This is a genomic window from Thalassotalea agariperforans, from assembly GCF_053470345.1.
This window is the reverse complement of sequence record NZ_JBQMWH010000004.1, coordinates 150,558-174,530: the sequence shown is the minus strand read 5'-3', so window position 1 is coordinate 174,530 and position 23,973 is coordinate 150,558. Positions and strand designations below refer to the sequence as shown.

The window sequence follows — 23,973 nt, the reverse complement described above, 5'->3', positions numbered from 1 at the left end:
TGGTTAACTTTTGGTCATCCCGATATCTATTTCAAAATTACGTTCATTGGCCTCATGATAAAGTGTTGCCATGATACTTAGCGGTTGCTCTAATGTTTTATTCATATTAACCCTAATGGGTAATTCTAAGGTGTTAACACCTTTTTTAAGGTCAACCGGCCAACTTAATTGTTGAATATTCTCTAAACCAACAATGGTTACCTCTTCGGGCAGTACTAAATCTAAATCTGCACCTGATATGTCGGTTGGCGAATTAATAACTAAAACTACCTCAGTATCAATTACGTTGTTGTTTTCGCTTGATTCTGTTGTTGTAACGACAAGCTCGTTAGTTTGTTCGTTGTTAGTGAATACTGTATAAGTGCCTAAAATTGAAATAGCCAATACAGACGCAGCAATAAAACCTTGAATAAACGTAGCGCTAGGTTTTGTGGTTTGCTTTTGTTCACCAGCAGTACGTAACATTTTTGACGCTGCTGCCGGATGTAAATCAGGCGTTTTAACGGTTCGCATTAACTGTAAATAAGCTAGTTGCTGCTGATAATTGTGCTGACATGTTTCGCACGTTTCTAAATGTGCTTGTATTGTTGGCAACACAGTGGCAACTTCCGCTAACGTTAGTGTTTCAATTTTTTGATTAACAAGTTCACAATTCATTTTTCTTTCCTCTGTTAATACTGACGAACACTTAAGTCAGAAGGTTGCAATTTAATTTGTTTTTTTAAGTTGGCGCGTCCGCGATGTAAATTGGATTTCAATGTTCCTAGCGGTGTTTCCATAATTTCTGCTAGTTCTGGCAAGGTATAACCATTAATATCATGCAAGGTAACAACGGCACGTTGATCGGCACTTAACGTTTGCATAGCAGCGAATATTTCATTTTTTTGTTCATCAGCTTGATGATTGTCAAAGTGTTTAAATAACGGCTGAATTTTTTCGTCGTCAATATCGTCAAAACTTGGTTGACGTTTATTTTTACGGTAAAAATCAATAAAACGATGGTACAAGCAACGCATTAACCAAGGCTTGAGTTGTTCAACCGTGGCAAGTTCATCTTGCTTAGTGAATAAATAAATGAACAAATCTTGTAGTAAGTCTTCTGCATCGTGTTGATTCCCTGTGTATTGGTAAGCAACTTTAAATAAGGCGTTACTGTGTGGCGCAAGTAAACCTTCATATGTTTTCTCTTGTGATGGATTTTTTTTACGACGAAAAAAAGATAATACTTGATTCATGTAAGAGAAATTTCCTTAAGATAACTGGCCGATATGGATAATAACGATAAGCGTTGCTAAAAGGTTGCAGTTGTTGATAAAAATTCTGTTAAAGAGTTGACGAACTAAACAGATATCATTGAATAAGTCTTCAGATGGTGCTAAAGATTAAGGTATATAAGCGGCTAAACTATTTCTACTTTTTATGAAAACTTTCGTAAACCCTTTTTGTTATTCTCCTTTTTACGTTATTTATTTTATCGTTTTGATACTTGCCACTGTCTCCACAACAACCACAGCGAAAGAGCTTATTACCATCAATGAAATCCAAGGAAAAAGTGAAAGACACAGCTATACCCAAGAGCTATTAATTGCGGTTCTTGATAGCACAGTTGATAGTCACGGTGAGTATACCATTCAAACCTTAGCTCATTTAAATGCGCCAAGAACGTCGTCGATGTTAAGGCGTCGTGAAGGCTATGGTGATATTGTACAAGGTGCAACAAGAAAAGATTGGGAAGCTCATTTGCTGCCAATAAAAATTCCAATCATGAAGGGGGTTTTAGGATTAAGAGTGTTATTAATTCGTAAAGACAGACAACCGGAATTTGCTGCAATTAATTCATTAGAGCAATTGAAAGAAAAGTTCGGTGCTGTTACTAATTATTGGTCCATTACGGAGATATTTGAGCATTATAAATTCAACATTGTTCGAACTAATCGACAAGATAGTATGTTCGCTATGCTCGAAAAACGTAGGTTTGATTATGTTAGCCGTGGTATTAACGAAGTATTGATAGAATACGAGCAATTTAAACCTCAAAATCCGAACCTACACATTGAAAATAGCTTGCTAGTTAACATTCCTTTGCCGGTCTATTTTTTTGTTAATCCGAATAAACCTCATTTAGCAGCACGTATTGAAGTTGGTTTAAAAGAGATTATCAATAATGGCGTATTTGATTCGATTTTTATTAAACATTTTAAGGATAAATTTCAACAGTTGAATTTATTAGAGCGTAAAGTGTTTGAGTTAAAAAATCCTAATTTAACATCGCCATATTATTTTTATAAATCAGACGAATTTAAATTATTGTTTGCTGATAAATAATAGGTAAATCGAACTCGAGTAACAACTTGCTTTTTAGCGGCCGTTTTTCCTTATTGTGGCGTTAAATTTGATTGTAATACTCCCCAAGGACGGGGAAGGTAGGGCAAATTATTGATAATAAAAAGCCCTGTTATTAACAGGGCTCTAATAAGTTTTCAGTGGTTGTATTTATTTAGCTAAAAACGCTCGATATGCAGGGTTTTCAGTTTCTTCATGCCATTGATACCCTAAGGTTTTTAAATGGCGGAAAAATTCTAATTGCTCTGCTTCAGAGACCTCAAAACCGGCTAATACTTGGCCAAAAGCTGCACCGTGATTACGGTAATGGAACAAGGTAATATTCCATAATTCACCTAAGGTATTTAAGAAGTTATCAAGTGCACCTGGGTATTCAGGAAACTCAAAACGAAATAACCTTTCGTTGGTTGAATTAGGATTTGCGCCACCGACCATGTAACGGACATGCAGTTTCGCTAATTCATTGTCGGTTAAGTCACAAACAGTTAAAGATTTTGCTTCTAACTGTTCAATTAAGGTGTTTTTTTCTGTTGCGTTAGCAACGCGAACACCAACAAAAATATCAGCTTGTGCTTTACCGGCATAACGGTAGTTAAACTCGGTAATGACGCGACCTTCCAAGGTATGACAAAAGTGACGGAAACTGCCTTTTTGCTCAGGAATAGTAACCGCTAAAACCGCTTCTTTTTGCTCACCTAGTTCACAACGTTCAGAAACATAACGCAAACTATGAAAGTTCATATTTGCACCGGAAAGAACGGCTAATAGTGACTCATTACCAACACTGGTTTGGCAATATTTACTTACGGCTGCTAGTGATAAGGCACCGGCAGGCTCAGCAATAACACGAGTTTGCTCGAAGATGTCTTTAATGGCGGCGCAAATTTCATCGCTACTCACGGTAATCACATCATCACAAAAGTGTTTAATCACGTTAAAGGTATGTTCACCAATGCGCTTTACTGCAACGCCATCAGCAAAAATGCCGACTTCATTTAAATCTGTTGGTTGGCCAGCGGCTAAGGCAGCTTTTAAACAAGCCGAATCTTCTGCTTCAACCCCAATCACTTTAATGTCAGGGCGAATTTGTTTGATATAAACCGCCATGCCAGCTAATAAGCCACCACCACCGACAGGTACAAAAATGACATCAAGTTTCGGGTGTTGTTGTAAAATTTCTTTTGCAACAGTCCCTTGCCCAGCAATCACATCAGGATCATCAAAAGGATGGATAACTTTTTTCTGGTGCTCTTGGGCAAAAGCGATGGATGCGGTTTGTGCTTCGTTAAAGCTTTTACCCACCAGTTTAACTTCTGCGCCAAGTCGGCGGACGTTATCCACTTTAATGTCAGGTGTGGTCAGCGGCATAAAAATAGTCGCTTTAATGCCTAATTTACTCGCCGCTAACGCTAACCCTTGTGCATGATTACCCGCTGAAGCGGCAACAACACCATGGATACATTCACTTTCGCTTAAGCTAGCAAGCTTGTTATAAGCACCACGTAGCTTAAATGAATGTACCGGTTGTTGGTCTTCGCGTTTAAGAAATATTTGATTTCCTAAACGGCTTGAGAGTTTAGTCAGTGGTGTGATGTCACTTTCAACAGCAACATCATAAACTGGCGCAAGCAAAATTCGACGTAAATAATCAAAGCCTAATTCTGCTTTTGATAAAATTGTGCTGGTTTCGTCGAGCTTGCTTGTTGTCATTAGTCTTCACCATCCAATAATTTACGGTTACGTACTGCGCCTTTGTCAGCACTAGTAGCTAACATTGCATAGTTTTTAAGGGCGTAGCTGATTGGGCGAACACGGTCAACTGGTTTCCAACCGGCCTTACCTTTAGCGTCCATAGCAGCTTTACGCGCAGCTAATTCTTCATCTGATACTTGTAACTCAATACTGCGGTTAGGGATATCAATATGAATAATGTCACCTTGCTCAACTAAAGCGATTGTTCCGCCGTCAGCCGCTTCAGGTGAAACATGACCGATTGATAAACCTGATGTACCACCTGAAAAACGACCGTCAGTTAATAAAGCACAAGCTTTGCCTAAGCCCATTGATTTTAAGTAAGTGGTTGGATAAAGCATTTCTTGCATACCTGGACCACCTTTAGGGCCTTCGTAACGAATAACAACAACTTCACCTGCGACAACTTTGCCATCAAGAATACCAGCTACAGCAGCATCTTGGCTTTCAAAGATATGGGCAGGGCCGGTAAACACTAAGTTATCATCAGCAACACCAGCGGTTTTTACAACACAGCCATCAACAGCAATGTTGCCAGAAAGTACCGCTAAGCCACCTTCGGTAGAAAAGGCATTATCTATACTACGAATACAACCTTCTTCACGATCATCATCTAAGGTGTCCCAACGACAATCTTGGCTGAATGCTTTAGTAGTACGAATACCAGCAGGGCCAGCACGATAGAACTTTTTCACGTCTTCATCGTCAGTCACTTTAATGTCATATTTAGCGATAACGTCAGCGAGTGTGGTACCGAGTATATTTGGTACATCAGTGTTTAATAAGCCGGCACGAGCTAATTCACCTAAAATACCAATAACGCCACCGGCACGGTGAACATCTTCCATATGATATTTTTGAGTTGAAGGTGCTACTTTACATAACTGTGGTACACGGCGTGATAATTCATCCATGTCAGTCATGGTGTAATCAACTTCCGCTTCTTGTGCGGTTGCTAATAAATGTAAAATGGTATTGGTTGAACCGCCCATGGCAATATCTAAACACATGGCATTATGTAATGCTTCTTTACTGGCGATATTACGTGGTAATGCAGACTCGTCGTTATCTTGGTAATAACGTTTTGTTAAATTAACAATTTCTTTACCTGCACGTAGGAACAATTGTTCACGATCGGCATGCGTTGCTAACATAGAGCCGTTACCTGGTAAGGCTAAACCTAACGCTTCGGCTAAACAGTTCATAGAGTTTGCGGTAAACATACCTGAACATGAACCACAGGTTGGGCAAGCAGAGCGTTCTACTTGATCTGATTGTTCGTTTGAAACTGTTGGATCAGCACCTTGGATCATGGCATCAACTAAATCTAGTTTAATAATTTGATCTGAAAGCTTGGTTTTACCTGCCTCCATTGGGCCACCAGAAACAAAGATCACCGGAATGTTGATACGCATTGCTGCCATTAACATGCCTGGGGTGATCTTGTCACAGTTTGAAATACATACCATGGCATCAGCACAATGTGCATTAACCATGTATTCAACCGAGTCAGCGATTAAATCACGTGATGGTAAGCTATAAAGCATACCACTGTGACCCATAGCAATACCGTCATCGACGGCAATGGTATTAAATTCTTTCGCAACACCGCCGGCTTCTTCAATGGCGCCAGCTACAAGTTGTCCCATATCTTTTAAATGAACATGGCCAGGTACAAACTGAGTAAAAGAGTTAACAACGGCAATAATCGGTTTACCAAAATCACCATCGGTCATACCTGTTGCACGCCAGAGCGCACGGGCACCGGCCATATTACGGCCTTGAGTTGAAGTTGCTGATCTTAATTTAGGCATAGTTTGTATCCATTAAATTGTTCATTTATGTGTTAAAAAAGCAATGCTTTAACACGTTAAAATTTGCGACATATAATCAGTGTAGTCGGTGTTATGCTACCGGTTCTAACCAATTATATTTATCTTCTGTTTCGCCGGTAAATAAGCCGAAGAAACGTTCTTGTAATTGTTTAGTGATCGGGCCTCTGTCACCGGTACCAACAGGTAATCCATCAACTGTTTTAACCGGTACAATTTCTGTTGCCGTACCAGTCATGAAAAATTCGTCAGCTAAATAAAGCGCTTCACGGGCAATTGATTCTTCACGTACTTCATAACCTAAGTCTTTTGCAAACGTGATCACTACATCACGAGTTAGGCCTTGTAAAATTGAAGCGGTACCTGGTGGTGTGTAAATTACGCCTTTGCGTACTAAAAACAAGTTTTGACCGGCACCTTCACTGACCATGTTATTTACATCTAAGGCTATGCCTTCGGTGTAACCATGGCGTGCAGCTTCGGTTGAAATTAATTGTGAAGATAAGTAGTTACCACCGGCTTTAGCGGCTGTTGGCATAGTGTTTGGTGCTAAACGATTCCAGCTAGAAACACCAACATCAACACCGTGTTCAATGGCATCAGCACCTAAATACGCTTCCCAGCTAAAAGCGGCAATCATCGCATCAGCAACAGCATCAATGGGTGGACGTAAACCCATACCAATATCACCTAAGAAAAATAATGGGCGTAAATAGGCTGATTTTAAGTTGTTTTTAACAACTGAGTCTTTACAAGCTTGAATGATTTCTTCACGAGTAAACGGCACATTCATACGGTAAATTTTAGCTGAATCGAATAAACGATCAACGTGTTCTTCTAATCGAAAAATACAAGTTCCTTTGTGAGTATCATAGGCACGAATACCTTCAAATACTGACGAACCATAATGTAATGCATGGCTCATAACGTGAACAGTGGCATTTTGCCAAGGCATTAATTCACCGTTAAACCATATTAAATCTGCACCTACTTTTGCCATAATTTTTCCTAAATAGTTAAATGCTTAATTATTGTGTACGCGAAACTACTGAGTTAAGCGCGGCATTGTAATTGTTCGGTAGTCGCTACCTTAATTGTATTTACGTCGTATAACTTATTAAGTTGTACGGTTAGCTTGTCGATCGATTGTACTGAACTTACTGATAATTCAATATCTAAAAGAGCAGTGTCGACGTTTGGAAACATTGTCATACCATTGACTGCAAAACCACGGTAACGTGTTGCTTGAAGTAATTTTTCCAACACCGTTGGTTGCTGTTGGGCGGTAATTTTTAAAGTATGTTGTTTCACGTTGTTCTCTCCAGTATTTTCGATCTTGCTTGTACTCATATCTTACGATGCGTCTTCAATCATTTCGTGATTGGCGGTATTTGGCGGAACTAAAGGCCAAACATTATCTTGAGCGTCAATTTTTACTTGTAATAAATATGGGCCATTATGACTTAACATGTCATCAATAGCGGCCGATACTTCTGCTTTGGTGGTAATTTGTTTTGCTTTAATATCAAAAGCTTGTGCCAACATGACAAAGTCAGGGTTGTCTGATAAATCAGTTTCACTTAAACGACCATCAAAAAACAAGTCTTGCCATTGGCGTACCATGCCTAACTTGCTGTTATCAATAAGTAATATTTTTACTGGTAACTGAAAACGTTTAATTGTTGAAAGCTCTTGGACATTCATCATAAATGAACCGTCGCCCGTGACCGCAATCACGGTATCGGTTGGGCGGCTTATTTGTGCGCCAATAGCCGCAGGCAAACCAAAGCCCATAGTGCCTAATGAACCACTTGATAAGAAGTTTTCAGGCGCGGATACATTCATGTGCTGAGCAGCCCACATTTGGTGTTGACCAACATCCGTGGTAACAATGGCTGAATGTGGCATTTTTTCGCTAATTTCATTTAACACGGCCGGTGCATAAATGGTCTCACCTGGGTGATTATAATCCCAAGCACATTCTGCTTGCATGGTTTGGCATTCTTGTTGCCAATCGGCAATATCAATGTCACACACTAGCGATAATAAGTTATCTTTTAAATCGCCCACAATTGAGACATCGGCATCACGGCGTTTATTAATTTCAGCTTGATCAATATCAAAATGAATCACTTTAGCATGTGGAGCAAATTCATCTAATTTACCAGTAACTCGGTCATCAAAACGGGCGCCAACAGCAATTAATAAATCAGACTCTTGAACCGCAATATTTGAAGCGCGCGTACCGTGCATACCTAACATGCCCATATAATAAGGCGTGTCTTTTTCAATCGCGCCTAAACCTTTTAATGTCGCCACGCTAGGGATTGGCATTTTAGCCATAAATTCACGTAATTCAGGTACAGCATTGGCCATGCCTACACCACCACCAACATATAATACTGGTTTTTTGGCTTGCTTGATTAAAGCAACTGCAGCACTAGTGTCTGCTGGTGCAAAGGCATCAGATAATTTATTTTTGGTTAAAACATCTAATTTTTTTGTTACTTGTGCAATTTGAATATCTTTAGGAATATCAACCAATACTGGACCTTGGCGGCCAGATAATGCAATTTCAAAAGCTTGATGAAGAATTTTTCCTAAATCATTTACGTCACGTACTTGGAAGCAATGTTTAGTACAAGCTAATGCCATACCGACAATATCAACTTCTTGGAAGGCATCAGAACCCATGGCTGAAGTTGGTACTTGGCCAGTAATTGCAATAACTGGAATCGAATCAGCCATGGCATCTGCTAAGCCGGTTAATAAGTTGGTAGCACCGGGGCCCGAAGTTGCTAAACAAACGCCAATTTTGCCAGAAGCACGAGCATAACCAACAGCAGAAAAAGCAGCACCTTGTTCATGACGGCATAAAAAGTGATTTACATCACTGTCATACAAAGCATCGTATATCGGCATGATGGCGCCACCTGGATAGCCGAAGACATGCTCGACACCGTGCTCTTGTAATACGGTGAATAATAATGATGCCCCTGTTTGTGTGCTTGTACTTGTCATTAAACTGCTCTACTTCTTCTTTAAAATTTCAAATGTGCTAAAAGCAACGAACCCCCAGACCTTACGGTGCGGGGGTTCGTTTAAATTTGTGCATAATAATTAACGCAATAAACAGCCCCGCAGTGGTTTTTCCACCACGACGACGAGAATAATGTTGATAATTAAAGCGTTAAAAATGCGCATAATTTTGTTTCTCTAGGTCTTGTTAAAACGAGCGTATTCTACATGTATTTTTAAATTATTACCATAGCTCTGTTGTTTTTCGCAAGCGTTTTAATTTTTTTGTTATAAAAAAGATTAAAACCGTGTTTTTTATTATAATCGCACAACGCTTAGTGTTAAGCGTATTTTTTTATGTTGCAGTGATTAAACAGGATTTTTATGAAACATTTATTAATAAGCAGTATTTCGGCGTTAATGTTAACCGCGTGTGTTAGCAATGATTTATCAACAACTCAGATAGATAGCGCAGTACAAAAAAAATTATCGGAATCATCAATTACACCAGAACAAGCACTTAATAATGCCCGTGCCGCTATGGCACAAGCAGGAATTGATGAGTTAAATTTTTATACACCTTTACATTATCAAGATGCGCAACAGCATTTAGAGGATGTTGAAGCGTTACAGAAAAAACAAAATGTCGCTGATAAAAATACAGAAATTCTTAAATTAGCGTTAAAAACAGAAACGTTAATTGCAAATGCCTATCAAGTTAAAACAACGATATTATCCACATTAGCTGAATCATTAAGTCATAAAGAAGTGTTATTGGAACTTGGTAGTAAAACGGAATTTCCTCGTGATTATCAAAACCTGATTGAGGATTTAGAAGATTTATTTAAGCTAATTGAAAATAACAAGGTAGAGCAGGCGAGAAAAGAACAGGTTGCTTTACTTGCCGATATGGTTGAGGTTGAAGTTGATACTTTAATTAAACAACAAGTATTTCCGGCTGAGGTGATTTTAGATAAAGCGGAAGATAACGATGCTGATGATTATGCCGAACAAACTTATGAAAAAGCCGAATTAGCGATTGAGCGGGCGAAAAAATTTATTGCGAGTAATTATCGTCAACGCGACGAGGTTTCTGCAATCGCGAATGAAGCGGTAATTGCTGCTAAACGCGCCTTAAATATTGGTGCAGAAGCAAAGTTAATGGTAGAAATGAATGAAGAAGCCGCTGAGCAAAAAGCACTCGAGCAAGAAGCCTTGATTGCGATGATTATTAAAGGCATGCAACTGGAAGGGTTAGCGGGTTTAACCTTACGTGAACAAGTACAAAAAATTACTGAGCATGGTCAGTTTACTAAAACTAAAGTGACACAATTAACTGAGCGTTTGTCTCAATTAGAACAAGCCCAAGCAGTAAGTACCGAACGCTTAGTAACTAAAAACTGAATTTTTTATTGAAAAATAAGTTCGAGTAAGCGCTATTTCAAGGTAATGAAATGGCGCTTTTCGTTTATAGGCATTATATTTAAAGTTTACAGGGATTAGAAAAATGGATTTTTTATGTCACTTGCTTGTGTTTATAGCCGTGCTAGAGTGGGGTTGGAAGCCCCGTTAGTTACAGTCGAGGTACATTTAGCGAACGGATTGCCTGCCTTTAATATTGTTGGTTTACCTGAAACTTCGGTTAGAGAAGCAAAAGATCGTGTTCGCAGCGCTATTATTAATTGTGGCTATGAGTTTCCTGCTAAACGCATTACTATAAATTTAGCGCCTGCTGATCTGCCAAAAGAAGGTGGACGTTTTGATTTACCTATCGCGGTTGGTATTCTTGCCGCATCCGCACAAATTCCTATCGACACCTTATCACATTATGAGTTTGCCGGTGAGCTTGCACTTTCTGGTGAATTAAGAAGTGTTATTGGTGAAATACCTTTAGCTATGGCCTGTAAAAATAGCGGCCGAAAATTAATTTTACCGAAAAAAAGTGCAGAAAAGGCTTGTTGGGTTGAAGGAGCGCAAGTGATTTCGTTAGATCATTTATCACAACTTTATCCGCACTTTATTGGCCAACAGAATTTACCTATTTCTGAAACAAAAAAGCCCGCCGAGAAAAACAATTTAGCCAGCTATGGCGATTTATCTGATGTGGTTGGTCAGCCATTGGCAAAACGGGCTTTAGAAATTGCAGCATCAGGTAATCATAATTTATTATTTATTGGCCCGCCCGGCACGGGGAAAACTATGTTGGCGAGCCGCTTACCAGGTATTTTGCCGCAAATGAGTAATGATGAAGCCTTGTCTTCAGCGGCTATTCGTTCCATCAGTAATCAGTATTTTGATGAGCAGGCGTGGTTAATTCGTCCGTTTCGTTCACCGCATCACACAGCCTCGTCAGCAGCACTCATTGGTGGTGGTAGCCAGCCACAACCAGGTGAAGTATCACTGGCACATAACGGCGTATTATTTTTAGATGAATTACCCGAATTTGAGCGCAAAGTACTGGATGTTTTACGTGAGCCGTTAGAGTCAGGTGAAGTCACTATTTCTCGGGCGATGAGTAAACAAACTTTTCCGGCAAGGTTCCAATTAGTCGCGGCCATGAACCCCAGTCCAACGGGGTTTTATAACGATAATCGCAGTACACCAGAGCAAGTGTTACGTTATTTAAATCGCTTGTCAGGCCCGTTTTTAGACAGAATTGATATTCAAATTGAAGTGGCGCGTTTACCGCGAGGTATGTGGGCAAATGAGCAAACAGATAATGAAACCAGCGAACAGGTACGGATGCGAGTAGAGCATTGCCGTGCTCGTCAGTTAGCTCGGCAACAAGTTCCTAACGCCCATTTGTCGAGTAAACAATTAAAAGCGTATTGCCAGCTAAGTGAGGCTGATAATGAATTTTTAGAATTAGCGGTTGAAAAGTTAGGTTTATCTACCCGAGCGCACCACAAAATTTTAAAAATTGCCCGAACCATTGCCGATATGGCTGACGCGGATGTTATTGAACATAGCCATATTATTGAAGCATTATCGTATCGTGCCATGGATAGAATTTTACGACACTTAACCGAAGCTGTTTCTGCATGATGATGAACAAAACTTAGTGTTATAAAGAGTACTAACACCGGTTAGCACTCTTTATCATGTTAAGGCTGGTAGGTTTTTATCGGGGTATAAATTTTATTTTCTTCGATAATGGCATTTAACATGGTATTTGGTGTTTTAATGGCGATGCCATCTTCATTTGCTGTTGTTTGTCTTATGCTTGATTGCGTTTGAGCTTGGACTGGGCAAGACCCTGTTTGAGCATAATTAATGGCCGCTGCGAACAAAGCTTCGTTTTCATCACCTAACGGATAATTATAATCATCAGCCACTTGGCAGCCTAATACGTCGGCCGGAGCTACTGGATTTGGTGTTGGTTTAAAGCCTTGGCTATATTCACCAAAACCTTTCTCATTCACTCCTGAAAACTGAATAGTAAAATAAGTAGTGCCACAGTTGTCTTGTGGATAAAAACCGTATGGCTTACCACAGGTGGTATCACCAATTAAGATCACTTCAACATCAATGCCACGTAAACCATTAATTAATGCTTCACTGGCTGAGCAGGTATTTTCAGTACTCAGGATAAATACTCGTGCTAAGTTTAAACTAGGTAAGCTTGTGGTGGTAAAAGCACCAATACTCCAGTCAATTTCTTTATCGTAAAACGGGGTTGGTGTTAAGGTTTCGTTAGTGATCGGATCTTTGCTTGGGTATTTGTCGTTAAACTTGGTGGTTTCAAAAGTTAAACCGCTACTTTGTGCTTGTCCGGCAACCATATAAGCTAACTGAGACGACATTACTAACAAACCACCGCCGTTGTAGCGTAAATCGATGACTAAATCACTGACATTGGCATTGCTGAACTGGTTAATGGCTGAAATTAATTGGGATTGGCCATTACGGTTAAAGCCGTTCAGCTGTAAATAACCAATGCTGTTTTGTCCGCTATCGACTTGTTTAACATTTTGTACGTAGTTTACCGCAATATCAGCGGAGGTTAATGTGACTGTTATTTCTGTATTATTATTTGGATCGGCAAAGGTAAAGTCGTGACTCAGACCGTTAACACTAGGGAATAAGGCATTGTTGATTTTATCAATGTTGCTGATGGTATTAGTGTTAATAAAATCAATGCCATCAATTTCAACCAGTTCAAAGCCCCTTTTTACATTCGCTAATGCGGCCGGAGAATTATCTTCAGTGTAATTAACTATGAGTTTACGTGGCGGCATTGTGCTGACAAAATTCCAATCAATACCATAACCGGATACTGTGCCACCTTGACTGGCAGCATTATATTCGTCAGTAGGCTGGGTAAAATGAAAATTGTCTTTTAGCTCGCCACTTTGATTACGTTCTTTGGTTTTTAGATGATCAAAATAACTGAGAACAGAATACGATTGAGGATTTACGTCAATTATTTCGTTATACCAAAGGTAAGTATCATTGCTCCATGAGCGCAGCCACATTTTTTCATGCATGCTGCTACCGGCCTTATCTGGAAAGTTAGAATTTGTGTAGGGATCAATACCTGTTCTAGGGTTATGGCATTGATCTTTATAGTTTACTGCGGGCTCAAAAACACCTTTAGTCCATAATGAGGTAATAGTAGTTGGATCGTTAAATTTTACGTTATCAGTTTGATCATCATTTGATGTTGATGAGAAACCACCACCACCTCCGCCACAACCAATTAAAAATAGCGTCGGCAAGGAGATCCTAAGACCCTGTTTAAATAAATTAATTAACATAAATGAATTCCTTTTTCTTATTTGTATATTTGTAGAGCATTATAAACAGCTGGCTAAAAACGCTTTGATCAGTAAATTTTCTCGTTTGATATTTAAACAACAAAGCCCTAATGTTAAAGGCGAAAAATAATTGTAAGCCACTAAATTATAAATCCGTTCTTTTACCGGGCTATTTTCTACCACAACTTTCGGCGCAATGCCAATTCCACAGCCTAATGCAACCATGGAAACGATTGCCTCATGGCCAGAAACCGTGGCATAAATATTGGGTTTACCAAATTGTAAACTACGGAACCATTTTTCAAAACAAGTTCGGGTTGAGCCTGATTCAGGCAATATAAGAGGGACTTTCGACCAATCAACAAATTTCTCTTTTAGCTGTTGTTGAACCTTACAAGTAATGGTTGGTGCAATAACCGATAACGGAATTTCGGCTAAATGATGAAAAAAGTAACTTGCGGGTAAATTGTCTGGTTTGGCAGCAATGGCAATATCCACTGATTGATTTTGTACTTGCTGTAAAGCGTCAGAAGCATCGCCTGTGGTTAGCATAATTTCAACTAAAGGATGTTGCTGGCGAAAGTTATCAATCAGCTCAGGTAAATGGCTATATGCAGCGGTTACTGAACAATAGATATGTAATTTACCGGTTAATTCTGCTTGCTGTTGGTTAAGTGATAGCTGCAATAATTTATATTGTTCAAGTTGTTGCTCAGCATACACTTTTAATTTTTCGCCAGCGGGTGTCAAAGTAACTGAGCGGTTATCACGGATCAACAATTCACAGCCCATTTCTTCTTCTAAACGTTGAATGGCTCGGCTGAGTGTTGATGGGCTCACATGGTTTTTTTGTGCGGTTTGTGAAAAGTGCAAACTGGTGGCCAGTTGTTGAAACAAACTTAATGATTTTAAATTCATACACTTCTCTTAAAAATAATTGAAATTTAGCAACAGCAATAAGTATGTTGCAATTATTGCAATGCGATAGTGCAAATATATCATTTTAAGCAACGATAGATCTAGGGTAAAGTGCTTGCACTGAAAAATCCAAATAACGTTTGTAGGAATACTCATGGGTCAAAATTACTTTAATACTTTAAGTTTACGTGAAAAATTAGACCAATTAGGTCAATGTCGTTTTATGAAGCGCGAAGAATTCGCTGACGGTTGTAACTTCTTAAAAGGTTGGAACATTGTTATTGTTGGTTGTGGTGCTCAAGGTTTAAACCAAGGTTTAAACATGCGCGATTCTGGCTTAAACATCTCTTACGCTTTACGTGAAGCTGCTATTGCTGAAAAACGTCAATCATGGCAGTGGGCTACTGAAAACGGTTTTACTGTTGGTACTTATGAAGAATTAATTCCTACCGCTGACTTAGTATTAAACTTAACGCCTGACAAACAACATACTTCTGCTGTTTCTGCAGTTATGCCGTTAATGAAAAAAGGCTCTGCATTAGCTTATTCTCACGGTTTTAATATCGTTGAAGAAGGTATGCAAATTCGTGAAGATATCACTGTTGTAATGGTTGCTCCTAAGTGTCCTGGTACTGAAGTTCGTGAAGAATACAAGCGTGGTTTTGGTGTACCAACACTAATTGCTGTTCACCCAGAAAATGACCCAGAAGGTAACGGTTGGGCTATCGCTAAAGCATACGCTTCAGCAACTGGTGGTGACCGTGCTGGTGTTTTACAATCTTCATTTATTGCTGAAGTTAAGTCTGACCTTATGGGTGAGCAAACTATCCTTTGTGGTATGTTACAAACAGGTGCTATTTTAGGTCACCAACAATTAGTGGCTAACGGTGTTGATGCCGGTTATGCCCGTAAGTTAATTCAATTTGGTTGGGAAACGGTAACTGAAGGCTTAAAACACGGCGGTATCACTAACATGATGGATCGCTTATCAAACCCTGCTAAAATCAAAGCGTTTGATATGTCTTTAGAATTAAAAGAAATTTTACGTCCTTTATTCCAAAAGCACATGGATGACATCATTGAAGGTCGTTTCTCTGCGACTATGATGGAAGACTGGGCAAATGATGACGTTAACTTATTAACTTGGCGTGCACAAACTGCTGAAACTTCTTTTGAGCAAGCGCCAGAAGTTGATACAGAAATCACTGAACAAGAATTTTACGACAAAGGTATTTTCTTAGTTGCTATGGTTAAAGCCGGTGTTGAATTAGCGTTTGAAGCTATGGTTGATTCTGGCATTATCGCTGAATCTGCTTACTACGAGTCATTACATGAAACTCCGTTAATTGCTAACTGTATTGCGCGTAACATGTTACACGAAATGAATGTTGTAATTTCTGATACAGCTGAGTACGGTAACTACTTATTCAGCCATGCTGCGGTACCATTACTTTCAGACTTCGTAAGCAAGTTAACATTAGCTGACTTAGGTGAAGGTTTATCAGGTTCAAATGGCGTTGATAACAAACGTTTAATTGAAGTTAACGAAGAAATTCGCAGCCATGGCGTTGAAGCTATCGGTAAAGAATTACGTGGCTACATGACAGATATGAAAAAAATCGTTGAAGGTTAATTAATCTTTAATGCTTAAAAAGCGGCATTTGGTCAATCCAGATGCCGCTTTATTATTTTAGATACAGGATGTATGTTCTGCCGTTACAGGATGTAGACAAACGGCCCCAACACAACTTAAGGAATTCCAATGAGCGATTTTACTAACGTATCAATCCCAAGAGCAGCTAATGTATATTTTGAAGGTAAAGTAGTTAGCCGTACTATCACTTTTGCTGATGGTAGCTTTAAAACTTTGGGTGTTATGCAAGCAGGTGAGTATAATTTTGGTACAAAAGAAGCTGAGTTAATGGAAATCACTGCCGGTGATTGTGAAATTTTACTTGCGGGTGAAACTGAGTGGAAAACCATTAAAGGCGGTGAGTCATTCAATGTTGACGCTAATAGCTCGTTTGACATCAAAGCTAAAACAATTATTGATTACTGTTGTACCTATATTGCTGAATAAGCAGTAATCGTTTAATCATCTTTAAAAAGCCGTTATTCAGTAACATGAATAGCGGCTTTTTAGTTTTCCTAAATCTAAAAGGCCAATTGGTAACCAACGGTGAACATATTGTCCATGTCCATTTGTACACCATTAACCTTGTTATCTACTGGCACAACATATTCAAAAGCAATACGATGCTGATTAGCGATAACCGTATTTAAACCGAGTGCTAAGTCTATCCGTTCACCACCATAGTTTTGTGGATTAGCTGTGGTAACTGGTGCCATGATCATCTTATCCATGCCATCAATTGCATCCTGATCAAGGTAATTCACTCTTACCGAAGCGCTATACGAATCAGCAAAACGATAAGCGTACCATGCCGTTAAGTTAAGTTTGTCACCAACTTGGTAATTTTCATCGTTATCATCAATAGCTGCGCTGTATAACATTTGCGCGCCCCAATTAGTACGATCAGCATAACCATTGTAGGTAGTACCTAGCTCGATAATATTTGAACCACTACCAAGTTGCATACCATAAGGTAGGCGCATACTCATTTGCATATTCATTGGCGTTAGGGCGGTGTCAGTTTCATCAATTGAACCGGTTGGAATAGACCAGTTGGCATTTAAATGAAAGTGATGCGTTTGGTTATCAAATAAACGGTATAACAAGCCTAATTTAGTATCACCAAAACCCGAACTTTTGGTGGTGAAATCACCTAAGGTATTAGTTCCCATCATGCCTTGATAAGTGGTTAAATCCATATCTTTAGTTAAATAATTTACCATCGCCATTAAGGTAATATCATCACTAGGTGCATACATAAAACCGAGCATATGCATATTGGTGCTCATTTTTTGTGGTACAACCCGTACTGTTGGCGGCATCATTGGCATGCTAGCAAAAGGGTTGGAAACAGTAGTGGCAATTTCGTCAGACGAAATACTGTTGTCGCCTTGTAAGTTACCAGACATAGACATAGTCATGAGGCGGTAAGAAAACATAAACTCACCTGCTTTATGCATGTGATCGCCCATTACGCCAATAGGAGCATGGGTTTCAGGTAAGGTAGTGTTATGATTCTGGTCGGCAAAAACATTTGGAGACAATAATACGAATCCAACAGCAAGGGCTGCTTTATTAAAAGTAGACATAGGTTTTCCTAAAAAATTAAAAGTTAAAAAATAAGATTAAATTTCTAAGAAAATAGCGGCGGCGCACGCGCATTGGCGCTAGCAACTTCTTGTTTAAAGTAGGCTTTAGTGAGGGAACTAATGGATGAAAATACGGCTTTATCGAAAAGCAATATTGCGTTTGTTAACGCTAAATTATCATCCAGTTGTGTGAACAAAGAGCAAATAGGGCAGGAGTTATTCGAGTTGCTGGCATTGTCATTTGTAGGGTTTGGTAATTCAACAAAGGTGAGCTTACCGGTTTGATAATAGTCTGATAATTTGATCCAACGAATTTTACCTGTGCCATTACATATAGGGGCATAATCTTCATTTTGAACCGTATTATGTAAATTTTGCATGCTGGCATTTGCTGGCGCAATTATAGCCAGTAAATGTGATACTAAAAGTAAAATTAGCAATACGGATTGTTTAAAATAAAACTTAGGCACTAATGGCTACTATGTTGATTCAATAGAGATAAGTAGAATTTATTCTACAGCTTAACGCTTAAACCGCAATCAATTATTTATGCTTATACCAATATCTTGAATGAAATTAGTATAACTAAGCCTGGCACAAAATACCTGCATAAAAAAACGCGCAATAACAGCCGTTAATGCGCGTTTTTATCAAAAGCTTAAAATTAGCTCCTTACTTGACCATCACCAATAACAACAAACTTTTCAGTTGTTAACGAGCTTAAACCCATAGGGCCATAAGCATGCAATTTACTGGTTGAAATACCAATTTCAGAACCTAAACCTAATTGACCGCCATCAGAAAAACGTGATGACGCGTTCACCATAACTACAGATGAGTTAATTTGGCGGACAAATTTTTGGCTGCGGCTAGTGTCTTGAGTAACAATAACTTCAGTGTGATCAGACGTATATTTATTGATATGTTCAATGGCATCGTCATAACTTTCAACCACTCTCACCGCAATTTCTTGTGCTAAATACTCAGCATGAAAATCTTCTTCGGTGGCTAAACTCGCATCAGCAAAGTGTGGTTTACTTAATTCACAAGCGTGCACTTTAACATTAAATTCCGCTAGCCCTTCTGCGGCAATCGGTAAAAATTGCTCAGCAATATCTTGATGAACTAATAAGGTTTCAAGTGAGTTACAAGCACTTGGACGCTGGGTTTTACCATTAACTAATATATTGGTCGCTTTAGTTAAATCGGCAAATTTATCAACAAATAAGTGACACACACCTTTAAAGTGTTGGATCACCGGAATTTGGCTGTTTTCAGTTACATAACGGATCAAGCCTTCGCCACCACGTGGGATCACTAAATCAATTGATTCACGTTGCTTTAATAAGCCTTCAATCACAGTTCTGCTGGTATCAGGAATAACACAAACAATGTGCTTGTCTAAATCGTTTTCAATTAATACTTTATGTAAACAATTGGCGAGTGCTAAGTTACTATGAATTGCTTCAGAGCCGCCACGTAAAATAACTGCATTACCTGATTTTATACAAAGTGCTGCAGCTTCTGCGGTGACATTTGGGCGTGCTTCATAAATCATAGCAATAACGCCTAAAGGAATGCGCATTTTACCTACTTGCATGCCATTTGGACGTAAAATAACATTGGCCATTGAGCCAACAGGATCCGCCAAACTAACAATTTCACGCATAGCATCGGCAATGTCTTTAATGCGTTGTTCGGTTAATAATAGGCGATCAAGCATAGCATCAGACAAGCCTTTATCACGGCCTGTTTGAATGTCTTTTTCATTTTCTTTTAAAATGTCAGCGGTTTGCGCTTCAATACCAGCAGCCATTGCCAATAATAAATTGTCTTTTTCAGTAGTGGTTAACTGAGCCACTTCTCTGCTTGCGATACGTGTTTTTGCTGCCATGTCGGCAATATCAAATTTGCTTGTCATGTTTCTTTCCTTCGTTGGATGCATTGGTGATATACATACGCTGTAAGAATTAAGCGACGATCACCATATCGTCGCGATGCACAATTACTTTACTAGGACAATAACCTAAAAGTAGATCAATTTGATCACTTTTATGACCTTTTATTTTTTCTAAATCACGATAGCTATACTGGCTAATGCCTTTGGCGATCACTTGCTGATTTTCCCCATTGATAATATCAATAGACTCGCCAGCGGCAAAATGACCGATCACCTTTTTAATGCCTGAAGGTAATAACGAAGCACCTTTGTGCAACACTGCATTGGTTGCGCCCGTGTCTAAAATAAGCTGGCCATTGCTTTTTAAGGTATGCTTTAACCATTGCTGTTTGGCTTTGGTTGCCGCTTGTTTCGCTATAAAGCGAGTACCTGGGTTTTGACCCTGTAATAATTGTGTAAAAACGGCAGGATTACTACCGTTGATGATGTAAGTATCTATCCCATTTTCGGTTGCTTTGTCAGCTGCCTGAATTTTGGTTTTCATACCGCCAGTGGCAATGACATTGGTTGTTGAACCTGCCATAGCGTAAATTTCAGGCGTAATGTCAGGTATTTCACTGAACATTATAGCATCAGGATTAGAACGCGGATCAGCGTTATAAACACCATTAATATCACTTAAAATAAATAAGCAGTCAGCTTCACTGACTAAAGCGACTAAAGCGGCTAAGTTATCGTTGTCTCCAACTTTTAACTCATCGGTAGCTACTGTGTCGTTTTCGTTAACTATGGGTAATACGTGATTTTCTAATAAAACCCGTAAGGTGTTTTTAATATTGATATAACGCTGGCGGTTTTTTAAATCGGCATGGGTTATCAATAATTGGCTACACGGTTTTTCAATGTATTTTTGCCAATTAGCCATCATTTGCATTTGGCCGACTGATGCCATTGCTTGTTTTGTTGGAATTGATGGAATAGGCGAGCCATGCTGAATTAATGTACGACCAGCAGCAACACTGCCAGATGACACTAAGATGATTTCTTTACCAGCTTGTTGACATTGATTAATAAAGTCAGCAATAGCGGCGACATATTGCCCGCTACAACCATTGGCATCAGGCGCAACCAGCGCACTACCTACTTTAATAACCGCACGGTTAAAGTTCATTTTGGCTCCCAATTCCTACCGAGTAAGCAAGTCTTAAAAATTGGTAAATGCGCTTGTTTTATTCGCATCTACTTTTTAAGAATGTTGATTTTAACGCTTTTAGCGATAAAAAGCACAATATTGCTCATTTTTAATGTTTGAATCACTAATAAAAGGCAATATTGTGCAACTTGATACTAAATGTGTTGTAAAAACACACACTTAGTTATTTGGCTTGAAACGCTTTTTTGACAAAGTTTGGTAGCGCTTTTGCCCCTTGGTGAATGTCACTATTGTAATACAATGTGTCTAATTCAGCATTGTCAGCATCATTACGTCTGAAATCACCAAATTGCTCGCCTTTTATGGCAAAAGTACAACTCCACCAACCACTTGGGTAAATAGGTTGTGGAAAACTTAACGTTTGTAAATCGGCAAAACCTGAATCTGTCATGGCGGTGCGCATACTGGTTAATAACTCTAAGTGGTATAAAGGAGATTCACTTTGTTGTACTAAAATACCACCTGTACGTAATGCTTTAAGGCATGAGCTATAAAATGCACGATTAAATAAACCTTCACCCGGGCCAATTGGATCCGTTGAATCAACAATAACAATATCAAATGATTCAGCTTCGGCTTCCGCCATAAATTTAATGCCATCATCAAATAAGATGTGGGCGCGTGGGTCACCATTTGACTCACATAATTCAGGGAAGTATTTTTCTGACATGCGGGTAACAACTTCATCAATATCAATTTGATGAACACTTTCAATGCCAGGGTGTTTTAATACCTCTTTTAAGGTGCCACAGTCACCACCACCAATAATAACAACATTTTTAGGGGCTTTATGAGTAAACAGCACCGGATGTGTCATCATTTCGTGATATAAAAAGTTTTCACGTGTTGACACCATAGTGCAGCCATCTATGGTCATTAAGTTGCCAAATTGCGTAGTTTCAAAAATTTCAACTTTTTGAAATGGTGATTGCTCTTCATCAACTTTTTTGCTGATTTTTAATGAATAAGCACTATCTACGTCATGGTGAACTTCAGTAAACCATTCGTTTGTATTAAAAGACGCCATGCGATCCTCGATATGTTGGATTAATTTTAACTATTTTGGCGATTTATACTGAAAGAAAGATAAAATGTCATTAAAATTATTCGTCTTCTTTAATTTAGAGTTTTTATCGTGGCGTCAAAAAGTTTACAAGCTGAGCAAATTTACAATGTTGATGAATGGAGTTCAGGCTATTTTTCAATTAATAATCAAGGTCAATTAGTTGCTCACCCTCATGGTCGAGATGATAATCGCGACATCATTCTTGATGATTTAATTGCGCAATTTTCTGATAAAAATTTAACGCTACCGGTTTTGGTTCGTTTTACTGATATTTTGTTGCATCGTATTGATCGTTTGATCAATGCGTTTGCTAATGCCAACGAGTACAAAGAATATCGCGGAAAATATACCGCAGTGTATCCTATTAAGGTAAACCAGCAACGCAGTGTGGTTGAAAAACTGTTGAGCCATGACAGTAATAATGTTGGTTTGGAAGCCGGTAGTAAGGCGGAAATGCTTGCTATATTAGGTGTTTCTACTAAGCCTATTCGCATCATTTGTAATGGTTATAAAGATACCGAGTTTTTGCGTTTGGCAACTATTGGTAGCCATATGGGGCACCAAGTATGCATTGTGATTGAAAAGCTCTCAGAGCTGAAAAACTTTTTAGCGGACTTTGATGCCAATAAAGCGCACCCTGAATTAGGTATTCGCATTAAACTCAATTCTGCCGCAAAAGGTAAATGGCAAAATACAGGTGGTGAAAAAGGAAAATTTGGCTTTACCGCCAATCAATTATTACAAGCGATTGAGCTGTTAAAACAAGCTAATGCTTTGCACTTATTAACCTTAGTGCATTTTCATATTGGCTCTCAAGTGGCGAATATTCGTGATATCCATAATGCGGTTGGTGAGTGTGCTCGTCATTATGCCGAGTTACGTCAGCTAGGCATCAATATTACCACGGTTGATGTTGGTGGTGGGTTAGGGGTTGATTATGAAGGTAGTCGCTCAAGAAATGCCTGTTCAATGAATTATTCTATGGAAGAATATGCCCGTAACATTGTTGGCGCGTTTGCTGATATTTGCCAACAGTTAGAGCTACCACATCCCGATATTATCAGTGAATCAGGTCGGGCAATGACAGCACACCATGCAGTGTTATTAACGAATGTTATAGAATGTGAAAGTGCACCAGGTTTAACAACACCTAAAGAACCTAATGAAGAAGCAGCATCGGTTATTCAAGCATTGTGGCAAGCAAGCCAAAACTTGACTGAACGCTCTGCAGTTGAGGGTTATCATAATGCCCTACATTTTTTTACGGATGCCCATTATCAATATACCAGTGGCACTTTATCGTTAATGGAGTGGGCACACGTAGAACAATTATATTTTTATGCCTTACGCAAAACCCAAGCGATATTAAACCCCGCCACCAGAGCGCATCGTGAAATATTAGACGATTTAAATGAAAAATTAGCCGATAAAATGTTTTGTAATTTTTCATTATTTCAATCGTTACCTGATGCTTGGGGGATTGAGCAATTATTTCCAATATTGCCGACCTCAAGAATGGATGAAGATTTAACTCAACGTGTTATTATTCAAGATATTACTTGTGATTCTGATGGCCAAATTAAACAATATGTGGATGGTGCAGGTATTGAGTCTAGTTTACCATTGCCACAATTTAACTCGGGTAAACCATACACTTTAGCGATGTTTATGGTGGGAGCTTATCAAGAGATACTGGGTGATTTACATAATTTATTTGGTGATACAGATTCAATTCATGTTGAATTGACGGAGCAAGGCTATCACATTGGTCAAGTCTTAAAAGGAGAGTCAGCCGAAGATGTATTAAAAACAGTACATTTTGATAAACCACAACTATTAAGGAATTACCAACAGCTCTTGAGTGCACAAAAGCATGACGCCTTGGTAATAAATGAGTTAATGTCAGAGCTTGAAAATGGCATTGATGGGTACACTTATTTCGAAGAATAAAT

Annotated in this window: 20 protein-coding genes; 6 read left to right on the top strand and 14 right to left on the bottom strand. The window is 38.9% G+C overall.

Features of this window, described 5'->3' with window-relative positions; all coding sequences use genetic code 11:
* Window positions 1-3 precede the first annotated feature (3 nt).
* Both ACSLUO_RS08015 and ACSLUO_RS08010 read right to left on the bottom strand, forming a co-directional pair.
* Window positions 4-657 carry a hypothetical protein gene (locus tag ACSLUO_RS08015; protein ID WP_448247779.1) on the bottom strand — a complete coding sequence of 218 codons (654 nt, stop codon included), beginning with the start codon at window positions 655-657 and terminating at the stop codon, window positions 4-6.
* 14 nt (window positions 658-671) lie between these two features.
* On the bottom strand, window positions 672-1,235 hold the full coding sequence (locus tag ACSLUO_RS08010; RefSeq protein WP_448247777.1) for an RNA polymerase sigma factor: 564 nt from the start codon (window positions 1,233-1,235) through the stop codon (window positions 672-674).
* A 184-nt stretch (window positions 1,236-1,419) separates the two neighbouring features.
* Between ACSLUO_RS08010 and ACSLUO_RS08005 the strand changes: the two genes are divergently transcribed.
* Window positions 1,420-2,325 (top strand): substrate-binding periplasmic protein, encoded by a 906-nt coding sequence (locus ACSLUO_RS08005; RefSeq protein ID WP_448247775.1) that lies wholly within the window; start codon window positions 1,420-1,422, stop codon window positions 2,323-2,325.
* A gap of 168 nt (window positions 2,326-2,493) precedes the next feature.
* Here ACSLUO_RS08005 and ilvA read toward each other — a convergent pair whose 3' ends face one another.
* The 5 genes from ilvA to ilvG form a co-directional block, all read right to left on the bottom strand.
* Window positions 2,494-4,053 carry a threonine ammonia-lyase, biosynthetic gene (gene ilvA, locus ACSLUO_RS08000; RefSeq protein WP_448247774.1) on the bottom strand — a complete coding sequence of 520 codons (1,560 nt, stop codon included), beginning with the start codon at window positions 4,051-4,053 and terminating at the stop codon, window positions 2,494-2,496.
* Complete coding sequence (ilvD, locus tag ACSLUO_RS07995; RefSeq protein ID WP_448247772.1) at window positions 4,053-5,909, bottom strand: dihydroxy-acid dehydratase; 1,857 nt, start codon at window positions 5,907-5,909, stop codon at window positions 4,053-4,055. The genes ilvA and ilvD overlap by 1 nt, the downstream gene beginning before the upstream one ends.
* Before the next feature lie 91 nt (window positions 5,910-6,000).
* Entirely contained in the window at window positions 6,001-6,927 is a 927-nt protein-coding gene (locus ACSLUO_RS07990) for a branched-chain amino acid transaminase (protein WP_448247771.1), read from the bottom strand.
* A gap of 53 nt (window positions 6,928-6,980) precedes the next feature.
* Window positions 6,981-7,238, bottom strand: coding sequence for an acetolactate synthase 2 small subunit (gene ilvM / locus ACSLUO_RS07985; RefSeq protein ID WP_448247769.1), 258 nt, complete (start codon window positions 7,236-7,238; stop codon window positions 6,981-6,983).
* A 42-nt stretch (window positions 7,239-7,280) separates the two neighbouring features.
* Window positions 7,281-8,948, bottom strand: coding sequence for an acetolactate synthase 2 catalytic subunit (ilvG, locus tag ACSLUO_RS07980; protein ID WP_448247768.1), 1,668 nt, complete (start codon window positions 8,946-8,948; stop codon window positions 7,281-7,283).
* A gap of 381 nt (window positions 8,949-9,329) precedes the next feature.
* On the opposite strand from ilvG, the gene ACSLUO_RS07975 reads away from it, so the two are divergent.
* Both ACSLUO_RS07975 and ACSLUO_RS07970 read left to right on the top strand, forming a co-directional pair.
* Window positions 9,330-10,349: a hypothetical protein gene (locus ACSLUO_RS07975; RefSeq protein WP_448247766.1), complete on the top strand. Its 1,020-nt coding sequence runs from the start codon at window positions 9,330-9,332 to the stop codon at window positions 10,347-10,349.
* 114 nt (window positions 10,350-10,463) lie between these two features.
* Complete coding sequence (locus tag ACSLUO_RS07970) at window positions 10,464-11,990, top strand: YifB family Mg chelatase-like AAA ATPase (protein ID WP_448247765.1); 1,527 nt, start codon at window positions 10,464-10,466, stop codon at window positions 11,988-11,990.
* 59 nt (window positions 11,991-12,049) lie between these two features.
* Here ACSLUO_RS07970 and ACSLUO_RS07965 read toward each other — a convergent pair whose 3' ends face one another.
* Together ACSLUO_RS07965 and ilvY are read right to left on the bottom strand one after the other, a co-directional pair.
* Window positions 12,050-13,702, bottom strand: a complete 1,653-nt coding sequence (locus ACSLUO_RS07965) for a S41 family peptidase (RefSeq protein WP_448247764.1) — start codon at window positions 13,700-13,702, stop codon at window positions 12,050-12,052.
* A 39-nt stretch (window positions 13,703-13,741) separates the two neighbouring features.
* Entirely contained in the window at window positions 13,742-14,620 is an 879-nt protein-coding gene (ilvY, locus tag ACSLUO_RS07960; RefSeq protein ID WP_448247762.1) for an HTH-type transcriptional activator IlvY, read from the bottom strand.
* 154 nt (window positions 14,621-14,774) lie between these two features.
* On the opposite strand from ilvY, the gene ilvC reads away from it, so the two are divergent.
* Both ilvC and ppnP read left to right on the top strand, forming a co-directional pair.
* A complete protein-coding gene (ilvC, locus tag ACSLUO_RS07955) occupies window positions 14,775-16,253 on the top strand; it encodes a ketol-acid reductoisomerase (RefSeq protein WP_448247760.1) in 1,479 nt (492 codons plus the stop codon).
* 129 nt (window positions 16,254-16,382) lie between these two features.
* Complete coding sequence (gene ppnP / locus ACSLUO_RS07950) at window positions 16,383-16,700, top strand: pyrimidine/purine nucleoside phosphorylase (protein ID WP_448247759.1); 318 nt, start codon at window positions 16,383-16,385, stop codon at window positions 16,698-16,700.
* 74 nt (window positions 16,701-16,774) lie between these two features.
* On the opposite strand, the gene ACSLUO_RS07945 is transcribed toward ppnP, so the two are convergent.
* From ACSLUO_RS07945 to speE, 5 genes are all read right to left on the bottom strand, one after another.
* A complete protein-coding gene (locus ACSLUO_RS07945) occupies window positions 16,775-17,842 on the bottom strand; it encodes a transporter (protein WP_448247757.1) in 1,068 nt (355 codons plus the stop codon).
* A gap of 44 nt (window positions 17,843-17,886) precedes the next feature.
* The gene (locus ACSLUO_RS07940) at window positions 17,887-18,222 is read right to left on the bottom strand and encodes a hypothetical protein (RefSeq protein ID WP_448247756.1); all 336 of its coding nucleotides are present in this window, start codon (window positions 18,220-18,222) and stop codon (window positions 17,887-17,889) included.
* Window positions 18,223-18,506: 284 nt separating this feature from the next.
* The gene (locus ACSLUO_RS07935) at window positions 18,507-19,763 is read right to left on the bottom strand and encodes a glutamate-5-semialdehyde dehydrogenase (RefSeq protein WP_448247754.1); all 1,257 of its coding nucleotides are present in this window, start codon (window positions 19,761-19,763) and stop codon (window positions 18,507-18,509) included.
* A 49-nt stretch (window positions 19,764-19,812) separates the two neighbouring features.
* Window positions 19,813-20,913 (bottom strand): glutamate 5-kinase, encoded by a 1,101-nt coding sequence (proB, locus tag ACSLUO_RS07930; protein ID WP_448247752.1) that lies wholly within the window; start codon window positions 20,911-20,913, stop codon window positions 19,813-19,815.
* A gap of 205 nt (window positions 20,914-21,118) precedes the next feature.
* Window positions 21,119-21,982, bottom strand: a complete 864-nt coding sequence (gene speE, locus ACSLUO_RS07925; RefSeq protein ID WP_448247750.1) for a polyamine aminopropyltransferase — start codon at window positions 21,980-21,982, stop codon at window positions 21,119-21,121.
* Window positions 21,983-22,090: 108 nt separating this feature from the next.
* Between speE and speA the strand changes: the two genes are divergently transcribed.
* The gene (gene speA, locus ACSLUO_RS07920; protein WP_448247749.1) at window positions 22,091-23,971 is read left to right on the top strand and encodes a biosynthetic arginine decarboxylase; all 1,881 of its coding nucleotides are present in this window, start codon (window positions 22,091-22,093) and stop codon (window positions 23,969-23,971) included.
* The last annotated feature ends 2 nt before the right edge of the window (window positions 23,972-23,973 follow it).

Coding starts and splice junctions, on each gene's coding strand:
- ACSLUO_RS07945 (WP_448247757.1), bottom strand. CDS start 17,842: ATGTCTACTTTTAATAAAGCAGCCCTTGCTGTTGGATTCGTATTATTG.
- speE (WP_448247750.1), bottom strand. CDS start 21,982: ATGGCGTCTTTTAATACAAACGAATGGTTTACTGAAGTTCACCATGAC.
- ACSLUO_RS08015 (WP_448247779.1), bottom strand. CDS start 657: ATGAATTGTGAACTTGTTAATCAAAAAATTGAAACACTAACGTTAGCG.
- ACSLUO_RS07965 (WP_448247764.1), bottom strand. CDS start 13,702: ATGTTAATTAATTTATTTAAACAGGGTCTTAGGATCTCCTTGCCGACG.
- ilvG (WP_448247768.1), bottom strand. CDS start 8,948: ATGACAAGTACAAGCACACAAACAGGGGCATCATTATTATTCACCGTA.
- ilvC (WP_448247760.1), top strand. CDS start 14,775: ATGGGTCAAAATTACTTTAATACTTTAAGTTTACGTGAAAAATTAGAC.
- ACSLUO_RS07940 (WP_448247756.1), bottom strand. CDS start 18,222: ATGCAAAATTTACATAATACGGTTCAAAATGAAGATTATGCCCCTATA.
- ACSLUO_RS08010 (WP_448247777.1), bottom strand. CDS start 1,235: ATGAATCAAGTATTATCTTTTTTTCGTCGTAAAAAAAATCCATCACAA.
- ACSLUO_RS07990 (WP_448247771.1), bottom strand. CDS start 6,927: ATGGCAAAAGTAGGTGCAGATTTAATATGGTTTAACGGTGAATTAATG.
- ACSLUO_RS07970 (WP_448247765.1), top strand. CDS start 10,464: ATGTCACTTGCTTGTGTTTATAGCCGTGCTAGAGTGGGGTTGGAAGCC.
- ACSLUO_RS08005 (WP_448247775.1), top strand. CDS start 1,420: ATGAAAACTTTCGTAAACCCTTTTTGTTATTCTCCTTTTTACGTTATT.
- ilvY (WP_448247762.1), bottom strand. CDS start 14,620: ATGAATTTAAAATCATTAAGTTTGTTTCAACAACTGGCCACCAGTTTG.
- ACSLUO_RS07935 (WP_448247754.1), bottom strand. CDS start 19,763: ATGACAAGCAAATTTGATATTGCCGACATGGCAGCAAAAACACGTATC.
- ilvD (WP_448247772.1), bottom strand. CDS start 5,909: ATGCCTAAATTAAGATCAGCAACTTCAACTCAAGGCCGTAATATGGCC.
- proB (WP_448247752.1), bottom strand. CDS start 20,913: ATGAACTTTAACCGTGCGGTTATTAAAGTAGGTAGTGCGCTGGTTGCG.
- ACSLUO_RS07975 (WP_448247766.1), top strand. CDS start 9,330: ATGAAACATTTATTAATAAGCAGTATTTCGGCGTTAATGTTAACCGCG.
- ilvA (WP_448247774.1), bottom strand. CDS start 4,053: ATGACAACAAGCAAGCTCGACGAAACCAGCACAATTTTATCAAAAGCA.
- ppnP (WP_448247759.1), top strand. CDS start 16,383: ATGAGCGATTTTACTAACGTATCAATCCCAAGAGCAGCTAATGTATAT.